Origin of the sequence: Pseudoalteromonas sp. H105 (genome assembly GCF_001469215.1) — a bacterium.
In the GTDB taxonomy this organism is placed as follows: domain Bacteria; phylum Pseudomonadota; class Gammaproteobacteria; order Enterobacterales; family Alteromonadaceae; genus Pseudoalteromonas.
Genome location: NZ_LOFH01000008.1, coordinates 181,406 through 193,256, shown reverse-complemented (window position 1 = coordinate 193,256; position 11,851 = coordinate 181,406). Strand labels below are relative to the sequence as shown.

Annotated in this window: 14 protein-coding genes; 10 read left to right on the top strand and 4 right to left on the bottom strand. The window is 41.9% G+C overall.

Features of this window, described 5'->3' with window-relative positions:
- Positions 1 to 3 precede the first annotated feature (3 nt).
- Together ATS75_RS14530 and nadE are read left to right on the top strand one after the other, a co-directional pair.
- The gene (locus ATS75_RS14530) at positions 4 to 633 is read left to right on the top strand and encodes a YceH family protein (RefSeq protein ID WP_058561134.1); all 630 of its coding nucleotides are present in this window, start codon (positions 4 to 6) and stop codon (positions 631 to 633) included.
- A 59-nt stretch (positions 634 to 692) separates the two neighbouring features.
- The gene (gene nadE, locus ATS75_RS14525) at positions 693 to 1,529 is read left to right on the top strand and encodes an ammonia-dependent NAD(+) synthetase (protein WP_058561133.1); all 837 of its coding nucleotides are present in this window, start codon (positions 693 to 695) and stop codon (positions 1,527 to 1,529) included.
- Here nadE and ATS75_RS14520 read toward each other — a convergent pair.
- A complete protein-coding gene (locus ATS75_RS14520) occupies positions 1,526 to 2,419 on the bottom strand; it encodes a sulfite exporter TauE/SafE family protein (protein WP_235591187.1) in 894 nt (297 codons plus the stop codon). The genes nadE and ATS75_RS14520 overlap by 4 nt on opposite strands.
- A gap of 212 nt (positions 2,420 to 2,631) precedes the next feature.
- Here ATS75_RS14520 and folM point away from each other — a divergent pair, with 212 nt between their 5' ends.
- The 3 genes from folM to folX are packed head-to-tail and all read left to right on the top strand — an operon-like array spanning position 2,632 to position 4,291.
- Positions 2,632 to 3,351 carry a dihydromonapterin reductase gene (gene folM / locus ATS75_RS14515; protein WP_058561132.1) on the top strand — a complete coding sequence of 240 codons (720 nt, stop codon included), beginning with the start codon at positions 2,632 to 2,634 and terminating at the stop codon, positions 3,349 to 3,351.
- A gap of 22 nt (positions 3,352 to 3,373) precedes the next feature.
- Entirely contained in the window at positions 3,374 to 3,928 is a 555-nt protein-coding gene (gene folE / locus ATS75_RS14510; protein ID WP_058561131.1) for a GTP cyclohydrolase I FolE, read from the top strand.
- A gap of 3 nt (positions 3,929 to 3,931) precedes the next feature.
- Positions 3,932 to 4,291 carry a dihydroneopterin triphosphate 2'-epimerase gene (gene folX, locus ATS75_RS14505; protein ID WP_058561130.1) on the top strand — a complete coding sequence of 120 codons (360 nt, stop codon included), beginning with the start codon at positions 3,932 to 3,934 and terminating at the stop codon, positions 4,289 to 4,291.
- Here the strand turns inward: folX and ATS75_RS14500 are convergent.
- Both ATS75_RS14500 and ATS75_RS14495 read right to left on the bottom strand, forming a co-directional pair.
- On the bottom strand, positions 4,288 to 4,722 hold the full coding sequence (locus ATS75_RS14500; protein WP_058561129.1) for a YqaA family protein: 435 nt from the start codon (positions 4,720 to 4,722) through the stop codon (positions 4,288 to 4,290). The two genes, folX and ATS75_RS14500, sit on opposite strands and share 4 nt — an antisense overlap.
- Before the next feature lie 66 nt (positions 4,723 to 4,788).
- On the bottom strand, positions 4,789 to 5,160 hold the full coding sequence (locus ATS75_RS14495; protein WP_058561128.1) for a DUF4870 domain-containing protein: 372 nt from the start codon (positions 5,158 to 5,160) through the stop codon (positions 4,789 to 4,791).
- Between the two features lie 81 nt (positions 5,161 to 5,241).
- On the opposite strand from ATS75_RS14495, the gene ATS75_RS14490 reads away from it, so the two are divergent.
- The 5 genes from ATS75_RS14490 to ATS75_RS14470 all read left to right on the top strand — a co-directional run bounded on the left by ATS75_RS14490 (position 5,242) and on the right by ATS75_RS14470 (position 9,540).
- Entirely contained in the window at positions 5,242 to 5,763 is a 522-nt protein-coding gene (locus tag ATS75_RS14490) for a TlpA family protein disulfide reductase (protein WP_235591186.1), read from the top strand.
- Between the two features lie 89 nt (positions 5,764 to 5,852).
- Positions 5,853 to 6,554, top strand: a complete 702-nt coding sequence (locus ATS75_RS14485) for a spondin domain-containing protein (protein WP_058561127.1) — start codon at positions 5,853 to 5,855, stop codon at positions 6,552 to 6,554.
- A gap of 10 nt (positions 6,555 to 6,564) precedes the next feature.
- Positions 6,565 to 7,266 (top strand): spondin domain-containing protein, encoded by a 702-nt coding sequence (locus ATS75_RS14480; protein ID WP_058561126.1) that lies wholly within the window; start codon positions 6,565 to 6,567, stop codon positions 7,264 to 7,266.
- A gap of 48 nt (positions 7,267 to 7,314) precedes the next feature.
- The gene (locus tag ATS75_RS14475) at positions 7,315 to 8,043 is read left to right on the top strand and encodes a response regulator transcription factor (RefSeq protein WP_058561125.1); all 729 of its coding nucleotides are present in this window, start codon (positions 7,315 to 7,317) and stop codon (positions 8,041 to 8,043) included.
- A 3-nt stretch (positions 8,044 to 8,046) separates the two neighbouring features.
- Entirely contained in the window at positions 8,047 to 9,540 is a 1,494-nt protein-coding gene (locus ATS75_RS14470; protein ID WP_058561124.1) for a sensor histidine kinase, read from the top strand.
- A 33-nt stretch (positions 9,541 to 9,573) separates the two neighbouring features.
- On the opposite strand, the gene ATS75_RS14465 is transcribed toward ATS75_RS14470, so the two are convergent.
- Entirely contained in the window at positions 9,574 to 11,769 is a 2,196-nt protein-coding gene (locus ATS75_RS14465; protein WP_058561123.1) for a S9 family peptidase, read from the bottom strand.
- Positions 11,770 to 11,851: the final 82 nt, after the last annotated feature.

Below are 11,851 nucleotides of genomic sequence, written 5' to 3'. Positions count from 1 at the left end.
ATTATGCAACTAACAATTCATCAGCAACGTGTGGTCGGCTGTTTATTAGAGAAACAAAGCACAACGCCTGAGCACTACCCACTGTCACTTAATAGCCTGACAAATGCATGCAATCAAAAATCTAACCGAGAGCCCGTACTTTCCTTGTCCGAAGCGCAAGTACAGGATACGTTAGATGAACTTGTCGCGCTGCGGTTAGTAACATTAGACGAAGGCTTATCAGGGCGAGTTAATAAATATGCACATCGATTTTGTAATACCGAATTTAGTAGCTTGCAATTTAGCGAACAACAACGTGCCATTATCTGCACTTTACTGCTACGTGGCGCCCAAACCCCCGGTGAATTAAGAACGCGAAGTAGCCGCTTAGCTGATTTTAATAATGTTGCAGACGTTGAAACGGCGCTAAACGGCCTTATTGAAAAAGAATACGTCATAAAACACCCGCGAGAAGCAGGCAAACGAGAAAGTCGCTACAGTCACTTATTCACAGATGCGGACATAACGACCTTAACCACAGCGGACACGCCTGAACAACCACAACTCAAAGCAACCGAGCTCAATGAGCTACTTGCAGAAATTAATGACTTAAAAGCCGAGATTGAAAAAATAAAGCAACACTTAGGGCTTTAAATTAATCACTGCGAATAACATAATATCAATGACAACCCAAAACTTATTAGGAGCCCTAAATGCGTGCCGACATACTCGCTGAAATGAAAGTTCAGCCGAATATAGATATAAAAAGTGAAATTAACCGTCGCGTTGATTTTATCAAAAATCGTCTAGTAGCGGCACATTCGCGCTCTTTGGTACTTGGCATTAGCGGCGGTGTTGACTCTTCAACCTGTGGCCGTTTATGTCAACTGGCCGTGAATCAATTAAATGAAGAACAAAACACGGATAAATATCAATTCATCGCGGTACGTTTACCCTATGGAGTGCAAGCCGATGAAGACGAAGCGCAACTAGCTGTTGATTTTATTCAGCCTAGTAAACGCTTAACAGTAAACATAAAACCAGCAGCCGATGGCATGCATGAGCAAGCACTTGCAGCGATTGTCGGCAGTGGTGAAACGCTACCGGAACAATCCCAAATAGACTTCATCAAAGGAAACGTAAAAGCACGCCAACGCATGGTAGCCCAGTACGAAATAGCCGGCTTTACCCAAGGCTTAGTTGTGGGTACCGATCACAGCGCTGAAAACATTACCGGCTTTTACACAAAATTTGGTGATGGCGCCTGCGATTTAGCCCCGTTATTTGGGCTATCTAAACGCCAGGTTAGGGCACTTGCTAAAGCACTCGGCGCACCAGAGTTATTAGTCATAAAAGCCCCCACGGCCGATCTAGAGTGTGAGCGCCCTGGCTTAACAGATGAAGAGGCCCTTGGCCTTAGCTATGAACAAATAGATGACTTTTTAGAGGGTAAACCTGTTAGTGACGAGATCAGTGAAAAATTGATTGCGATTTATTTGCGAACGCAGCATAAACGCCAAGCTATCCCAACCGTGTATGATGAACTTTAATACTGCAATAGCTCATAAAAAGTGAACGCGACCTCAAGGGCAATTAAAAGCAGTAATAACGCAATTAATTGTCCGCTTTTCATTTTTGAACATACGTATGCACCAAGCGGAGCTCCCACCACAACCACCGGAATTGCCGCCAGTAAATAAGCCTTAATTTCAGTAGTAACTGCTTCTAAAAAATAATAATAAATGAGGCTCGAGACGACTGAAGTCACCGCCATAATCAACACTGAAGTCGCCGTTGCTTTTTGTAAGTTAGCGTTATAAACCATAATCAACACAGCAAAAACAGCAATATCAGCCCCCGAGCCGACAAGCCCAGATGCCACGCCCCCTATAAATGCCGCCATCGCAATCACAACAAAACTTGTCTGTATATACGTGTCACTACAAACGTGGTGCGCGCGCCGATAAATACGCCATAATAGTGTTAGCGCAAAACACAGCAAAAGGCAGCTAAATACGCCTTTGACGACTAACCTTGGCACATGCTCAGCAATAAAGATTAAACTCATACTTGCCCCTAGAATTGCAAAAGGAGCTGCCACGAATGCCACTGTGCGATAGAACCGAATACCAGTAAAAATGATAGTAAGCGCAGCCGCACTCATCCCGAAACTTTGTATCGCAAGCGAAAACGTTTTTGCCGTCACCGGCTCAATAGCCAACACTTTAGTCATGACTGGAAATGCAACCGCACCACCACCTAAAGCGGTTCCTCCGGCCACAAACGAACCAACAGCCATCGTCAATGCAATAGCCAGCTGCGACGTTAAATTATTTAATAAGTCGATAAAGCCTTGGCTTAACAATAAACCACTATAAATAAAGACAATAAATGAGAGGGGGAATAGCCACGACTTCACTTTAAGAATGTTTGTAATCACTCTAACGCACCACTATGCTTAATATTGCAATATTTATTATGCTAATAAACATTGCATCCGCAAAGTGATAAGAATTAATACATTGATCGAATAAATTCGTTAATTCGTAAAAAAGTGGATAACCCTATGAGACTATAGGTGAAATATTACTGTAATTTAGTTTATAGTGACTAAAATTAAAACATCGCGTTTAGTAGAGAGCTGCCACATTTATGACATCGCCGATTTTGATAACTGGCGCAGGCCAACGTATAGGCTTAGCGCTTGCAAAATACCTGCTTAATGCAGGACAAAAAGTGATCATTACTTACCGCACACGCCACAGCGCCATCGATGAGTTAGAATCGCTAGGAGCCACATGCTTGGTGGCTGATTTTAATAGTAGTGAAGCAATATACGCATTTATTTCAACACTAAAGAGCCACACTGAATCCTTGCAAGCAATAATACACAACGCCTCAAGTTGGGATTGTGAAGCGAATAATCCAGACAGTGCAGATTTATTTGATAACATGATGCGTATTCACGCTAAAGCCCCCTATTTAATTAATTTAAACTGTGCCCCACTTTTGCTTGAGCATCAACAAAGCACCCAAAGGCCAGCAGATATTATTCATCTTACAGACTATGTTGTAGAAACAGGCAGCCCAAAACACCTCGCTTACGCTGCCAGTAAAGCGGCTTTAGATAATTTAACAAAATCATTTTCAGCCAAGTATGCACCACGTATAAAAGTAAACTCCATCGCCCCTTCATTAATAATCTTTAATCAAGACGATGACGAATTCTATCGCGCTAAAACCCTTAAAAAATCACTCATGGGGATTGAACCTGGCTGCGAAGAAATTATTAACAGCGTCGAGCTATTACTGAAAAGTCAGTACATCACTGGGCGCACAATACCTGTCGATGGCGGCAGACATTTAAAATAACGAATTAAAAATTGAGAACTTTATGCACAATGAACTAAAAAATAGCTACCAAGAAATTATCAGTGCCGTAGGTGAAGACCCACAACGTGAGGGCCTACTTGATACCCCAAAGCGCGCAGCAAAAGCAATGGAGTACCTGACGAAAGGCTACCGAGAGACACTTGAAGAAATAACAAACAATGCGGTGTTCACGTCGGATGCAGACGATATGGTGTTAATTCAAGATATCGAGCTTTACTCTATGTGTGAACACCACTTATTACCTTTTGTTGGTCGCTGCCATATTGCATACATCCCCAATGGAAAAGTACTTGGATTATCTAAATTTGCACGCATCGTTGATATGTTTTCTCGCCGTTTTCAAATACAAGAACAACTAACTCATCAAATTGCAAAAGCCGTAGAAGAAGTAACGGGTGCTAAAGGGGTGGGTGTTATCGTTGAGGCAAAACATATGTGTATGATGATGCGCGGCGTGGAAAAGCAAAATTCAAGTATGCGTACGTCGGTTATGCTGGGTAACTTTAGAGCTGATCCTAAAACCCGTAATGAGTTTTTACAATTGATAAAAGGGTAACGAATGGCTAATGCGATTATACATGTCACTAATCTGAGGTTGCGTACTTTTATTGGTTTTAATCCAGAAGAGCGTGAAAAAAAGCAGGATGTGGTGATTAATTTAGAGATTCACTATCCAGCGGATCAAGCGTGTGAAACAGATGAAGTAGAGCAAGCTTTAAATTACAAAACAATCACCAAACAAGTGATAAGTATGGTTGAAAATGGACACTTCTTGCTATTGGAAAAACTAGTCGCCGAGATACTCGCTGTATGTCACAGCCACAGTAGTGTTAATTATGCAAAAGCACGTGTAGATAAACCACATGCATTACGTTTTGCTGATTCGGTGTCTCTTACACTTGATTGGGTCAAATCTTAAAGCATATTGTCTAATCCGACGGCAAAGGCTAGCACCACCAAATAACGTGCTCCTTTGCCCAAGGTAACTAACCATAAAAAGGTCCACCAGCGCACTTTAAAAATCCCTCCGACTACCGTCAAAGGGTCACCAATGAGTGGTAACCACGCAAATAGCAGGCTATAAACACCGTATTTTTGAAAGCGTGTTTGCGCTTGTTCTATTCCCCGCTGAGAAACAGGAAACCATTTACGATCTTTAAAGCGCATCACTTGTGTTCCCAGCCAATAATTAACACAACTACCCAACACATTTCCAATCGTTGCACTTAACCATAATAGCCAGAGTATATATTCGCCTTTGGTGATCATGGCTGTGAGCACTATTTCGGATGAACTTGGTAATAAAGTGGCCGATATAAATGCCGTAAAAAGTAATGTTAAATAAGCCATTCAAGCCTTAAATGATACATATAAAAAACCCAGCTTATCGCTGGGCTTTAATTAAAATCGCATGAATTATTTTATCAAATTTATACTAAATGGATAGCTAAAGGGTTTTCCATCATTGGTTTTAATCGCGCCAATAACCACCATAACAAATGAGAATATAGCCACTATTGGTAATAAAATAGCGCCAACTGCGACAATCATTAAAATAAAACACACGATGTAAGCGACTAACATCGTGATTTGAAAGTTAAGTGCTTTACGACCATGCTCTGCGACAAGTGGCATGTCTTCTTTTTTAATCAACCACACAATAAGCGGCCCAATTACGCTGCCCATTGGCACAATAAAGCCTGCCAATGCACTTAAATGGCAAAGCATCGCCCATGTACGCTGCTCTTTATCGGCTATCACTGGTTCAACCTTATGATTTTCTTCCATTATCATCTCCTTTTTTTATTTATAGTGACTGTTTTAAGGCATAATGTCTATTAATCACTCACCTTAAAAAGGAATTTAGTAATGACATCTTCATTTTTTCGCGTCGCTCTTATGTGTACTTCACTGCTTGGGCTAGCGGCATGCTCACAAATTGCTAACACACAAGCGACACAATCCGCTCTAAATGCGCCTGTAGGCTATGAAACCTATATAAAAACAGGCGACCTCTTCTCACACGCCCATTTTATCGATATTTATAATAACGACGTTAGTCTGGGTAAAAAAAAGAAGCTAGTGATACTGTTTGCGACTTGGTGTTCAGACTCACAACGCCTAATAAAACAACTCCAACAGTCCTCACTGAGCCAAGATTCACAATTACAAATTATCGCCATTGGACGCGAGGAGAACACGCAATCACTTTTGCAATTTCAGCAAGCATATAATATCAGCTACTCACTGATTGCTGACCCGGATCGTGCTATATACAACCAGTATGCTAACAAAGGAGTTCCCCGCCTAATCCTGTTAGATGAAAATAACCAAGTCGTAAAAACACTCATTGGTGAAGACCCCAATTCGCTGCAAAAAGTCAGGTGGTAGCCTTGTGATAAAAAAGTGATAACTTTGTGAGGCTTTCATGATGTTGCTATTTGATACTAACCCTGACTCATCAATAACAGGAATATACAATGAAAGCCTCAACCTTCACTCTTGCAGTGGTTACTGCGCTTGCTAGTCAATCACTTTCCGCTGCAGAACTTGAATTAAAACTGACCAATCTTACACAAGGGTTACACTTTACACCCATTTTAATCACCGCACATAATAGCGACGAGCACTTATTTGAAGTCGCAATGCCTGCAACGACGGCACTACAGACGATGGCTGAAGGTGGTAACTTAACCCCCTTAATAGCACAGGCAGACGCAGCAGGCAGTGATGTCGTTGCCAACCCTGCTGAGGGGCTTTTAGCGCCTAGCACGTCAACAATGACGACCCTCATGTCAACAGACGCAAATGAATACCTATCAATCGCAGCCATGTTGTTACCCACCAATGATGGTTTCGTTGGCCTAGATAGCTGGAAAATACCTACAGAAGCTGGCACCTATTCGGTCTACTTAAATGCCTATGACGCAGGCACTGAAGCCAACGATGAGCTTGTTGTTGAAGGTTCTGGTGCGCCGGGTACGCCAGGTATCCCTGCGGCCCCTGGAGGCAACGCAGGTAATGGCGGCAGTGGTTTATCAAGCTCGCAGAGCAATACCATGGTACACATCCACCCAGGTAACCTTGGCGATGACGATTTAGCGGCAGGAGCAAGTGATTTAAGTAATACCGTACATAGATGGTTAAACCCAGTAGCAAAACTAACCATTACAGTTAAGTAGGAGCAGTGCTATGTTAGCCTTTAATCGACACTTAATAATGATTGCTCTTGCGGGTACTTTAGCCGCTTGTAGCGATTCTAATGATAATGATGAAAGTACGCCGCTCCCCGAACCAATCAGTTATACGTTTACCGTAGAAGTGAGTAATCTAACGGCTGGGCAACCCTTTTCTCCCATCGCAGTCATTGCTCACACCGAAGGATCACTTTGGAAAATTGGCGAACCCGCGACAACAGCCTTAGAAAGAATGGCTGAAGGGGGTGACAACAGTGTGCTATTACAATTTGGTTCAGCGATTGCCAATATATCAAGCGAAGCCCCTGTTGCACCGGGCGCGCAGACAACATTAACCCTCACAACGGATAGTTTAGAATCATTAAAGTTATCACTTAGCACAATGATGGTGAATACAAATGATGGTTTTACCGGTCTTAATGCTATGGATGTGTCCTCGTTAGCTGTAAACGAAACATTAACGCACTTCACACTCGCTTATGATGCAGGAACAGAGAGTAACTCTGAATCATCAGGCACGATTCCTGGTCCTGCTGACGGCGGAGAAGGCTTTAATGAAGCCAGAGATGACGTGAATGTCGTTGCAATGCACCCTGGCGTGGTAAGCCAACACGATGGTCTAACGCGCTCGGTATTAAATAGCGAGCATAAGTTTGATAACCCACTCGCTAAAGTGGTCATTACGCGGACACAGTAATTTTTTGGTAACAGGGTGCATGGATGCGCCCTCCCATAAGGTGACTGTATGCAACATGAAAAAGTACTTATAATAGAAGATGATAGAGCAATTAGACAGCTCATAACTACGCAGCTTGAGCCACTAAATCTTCACATAGATCACACTGATAGCGCAGAAGCTGCACTAAAAAAAATGGCTTCTCAATCATATGGGTTATTACTTCTCGATATTAACTTGCCGAGAATGGATGGCTTAAGCTTATGTAGAAAGGTTAAAGAGCATTATCCAACGGTTGCAGTTATCTTACTCACCGCGCTAAGTTCTGATATGGATAGAGTGATAGGCCTTGAAATGGGCGCTGACGACTATATTTGTAAGCCTTTTTTTGCTCGTGAACTACAAGCTAGAATTAAAACCCAGTTACGTCACAGAGCCCAATTGCTAGCGGCAAGTATAAATAACGAACATGATTTTAGCTGTGAAAGAAACATTCAGCTGGGTTCTCTTCTCATCGAGTTTGCTAGTCACCAAGCATTTTTAGCGAAACAAGCCATCAACCTCACTGCAACCGAATTTGACCTACTCGCTTACTTTGCCAGCCATCCCAACCATGTATTCAGCCGCCAACAGCTACTTGATAAAGTGTGGGGTTATCAACACAGCGGTTATGAGCACACCGTCAATTCACACATAAATCGGCTGCGATCAAAATTAGAGCAACACCACCAAGCGCCTTTTATCGAAACCGTGTGGGGGGTTGGCTATAAACTAAACCCCAGCCAATTGAGTAATTAAAATATGAAAGCCACTTTTAACTTATCTTTATATCAAAAATTAGCCTGGTCTTTGGTGGTTATCTTTTGTTTCATTTGTGCACTCGTTTATAACTGGAGCAAACAGCTAGAACATAGCTCACAACACCATGCGGAGCAAAACTTACACTTAAATTTGGCCGAGCACTTAGTGCAAGATAACCCATTAATTAAAAAGGGAGTTTATGACTATAAAGCGCTTGAAAATCTCTTCCATACTTTGATGCTGTTGGGCCCTGCGTTTGAATTTTACTTTGTTGATCCAGACGGGAAAATACTGACTTACTCTGCACAAGCAGGTAAAGTTAAACGCACACATATCAACCTATCTCCTTTAAAGCGGTTAATCAAGGATCCAACATTAACACCGCTGTATGGCGATGACCCACGAGATCAAAATAAACAAAAAATATTTTCAGCCGTCGCGGTGTATAATCAAGAAACCCTACAAGGCTACATGTACATCATTATTGGGGGTGAAGCTTATGACACCACATTAAGTCGAATCCAAGCCAATGACAGTCTGTACGTTAAAGGGTTATGGCTTATAGCAGCACTGTTATTTTTGTTTATTGCCATGTTGTTACTGTTTAAGTTTTTTACTTCCCCCATTAAGCGCTTAGCGAATGATATAAGCCAAATTGAAGCGGCAAACTATCAGTTAACTGATTTTAAATTACCAGTCTATAGCAATAAAAATAATGAAATTGGTCATTTAAGCCGAGGTATACAAGCGATGTTAAATCGTATCGACGAACAATTTAAAGCCTTACAACAAAGTGACTTACGCCGACGAGAGTTACTGACTCATTTATCTCACGATTTACGAACCCCCCTTGCGTCTTTACAAGGCTTTTTAGAGGTATTAACAAGTCCTGCACGGCATTTATCCAACCAAGAGCAGCAACATTATTTAGCTGTTTCAAATAATAATTGCCACCAACTAAAGCGCTTAATTGAGCAAATTTTTGAATTAGCAAACCTTGAAAATGGGCAAATAACAATTAAAACCGAAACATTTAATTTAGGTGAGCTGATTTATGACTGCATCGCCAAGTTTAGCCTAGCCGCTCAAAATAAAGGGATCAATTTAGGAGTAGAACCGGCAATTTGTGATTTTACTGTCGTTGCCGATATTGCAAAGCTTGAACGGGTACTCAGCAATTTAATTGATAATGCTATACGCCATACAAATCATGGTGACAGCATTAATATACGTGTAACTAAAACGCATACTGAACAATTGTATGTCGATGTAAGCGATACGGGAATAGGGATTAACAAAGAGGAACTGACCGCTATTTTCGAACCTCATTATCAAGCCAGTAATGCTAACAAAGCAGGCCGCCAGCAAGGCGGTTTAGGGTTAGCAATCTGTAAAGGATTACTCAAGCTAATGAACAGTGAAATTAATGTACATAGTGAAATCGGAAAGGGCACACAGTTTAGGTTTAACTTAACGCAAAAAATCAAGGCGTGATTCAAATCACGCCTTGATTGATAACAGTGTTGACTATTGTTTAATACCCGCTAAGTCGAGTATAAATGCATAATTAAACGCGGTGTCTTGTAGGCTCTTAAAACGCCCCGATGCCCCGCCATGCCCTGCTTCCATATCAATTTTGAATAACAGTTTATTATTGTCAGTTTTATACTCACGTAGCTTAGCAACCCACTTAGCAGGTTCGAAGTACTGCACCTGCGAGTCATGTAAGCCTGTGGTTACAAGCATATTGGGGTACGCTTGTTTGTTAACCTGATCATACGGTGAGTAAGACAACATATAGTCATAATACACTTTCTCGTTAGGGTTACCCCATTCACCATACTCGTTCGTAGTCAGTGGAAGGCTGGCATCAAGCATCGTTGTCACAACGTCGACAAACGGTACCGCTGCCACCATACCTTGATACAGTTCAGGCGCTTGGTTTGCCACCGCCCCCATTAGCAAGCCACCTGCACTGCCACCCATAGCAAATATTTTACTTTCGTCACCATATTGCTGTGATACTAACCCTTTAGTGACATCAACAAAGTCATTAAATGTGTTCTTTTTATTCAGTAACTTCCCATCTTCATACCAAGGGCGCCCCAACATTTGCGAACCACGAATGTGCGCAATAGCAAAGACAAAACCACGATCAAGTAAACTTAAACGCGAACTTGAGAAGCGCGGATCCATCGTTGCACCATATGAGCCATACGCGTATTGCAACAATGGATTTGTGCCATCTTTTTTAAACTTGTCTTTACGGTAAACTAAGCTGACAGGAACGTCGACACCATCGCGAGCCGTAATAAATAAGCGCTCAGAGGCGTAGTTATCCGCATTAAAGTCCCCTACCACGGCTTGTTGCTTCAACAAGGTTTTCTCAGTAGTATTCAAATCAATATCATACGAGGTGCCCGGCGTAGTCATGCTTGCATAGTAGACACGTAAACTAGGGTTATCTAGTTCATTATTACCGTAAGCATGAATCATATAACTGCTATCGTTAAAGCCCAGAGTTTGTTCATCGCCAGACGTTAAATTACGAACAGTTAAACGAGATTGCCCCATTTCACGTTCTTTATACACAAGGTGGTTGGCGAATAAATCAATACCTTCAAGCTTAATGTCATCACGCGCAGCAATCACTGTTTGCCAATTCGCTTTGTCGTACGCCTTGTCTTTTTGGACTTTCATTAATTGAAAGTTCACTGCATTAAGGTTTGTTACTATGTAATACCAATCACCATGCTTGGCAATGTCGTATTCAAGGTTTTCTTCACGCTCAATCAATCGCTTTGGCTGCGCTTTTACGTTATTTGCATCGATCACTGAGACGCCAGACGCACTGGTGCTCCCATGCCAAATATAGATTTCTTGCTCGTCTTTGCTTTTACCAAGGCTGGTGTAGTAACTTGTGTTTGTCTCTTCGTATACCAGCTCATCTTGCGATTGCGGCGTACCAAGCGTATGACGATAAACTTGGTAACCTAACAATGTCTGTAAGTCTTTTTTAATGTAATAAAACGTTTTATTATCGTTCGCCCAGACTACATCCCCGTTAGTCCCTTCTAGCTTATCTTTTAGTAGCTCACCGGTGGTTAAATCTTTGACTAAAATGGTGTATATGCGGCGGCTTACCGTGTCTTCCCCATAAGCAAGCAAGTTACCATTTGGACTCACGGTTAAACCTGTAGCAGCAAAGTAATCATGGCCTTGCGCTAATTCATTAACATCCAAGATGACTTCTTGATCAGTGCCCTTTGCATCTTTAGCACGCACGTAAGTCGGATATTCATTATCACCCCGTGTTTGCGAGGAGTAGTAATAGCTTCCGTTCTTTGTCGGCACTGAGTCATCGTCTTTTTGAATACGCCCTTTTAGCTCATCGAACAACGTTGCTTGAAGTTGTACAGTATGAGCAAGTTGATGATCAGTGTAAGCATTTTCAGCATTAAGATGCGCTATCACTGCAGGATCTTTTCGCTCATCATCACGCATCCAGTAATAGTTATCGATGCGTGTATCGCCATGAATCGTCATTTCAAAGGGGATTTTATTTGCCTCAGGCGCAGAAATGTTTGCAGCGTCATCTGCATATGTTGATGCTTGCTGAGTGGTCTCATCAACTGATTGCGTATTATGTTCAGGCGCTTTACCACACGCCGTTAAGATCGCCATGGAAAGTGCGGCAATTGCAAAAGAATGGGTTGGTTTCATGAGTTTCCCTAAATGTTGTTATTTTTCCACCATGGCTAATATATATAAATCTTGCTTACTTACCTATATATGTTTGTAAAGC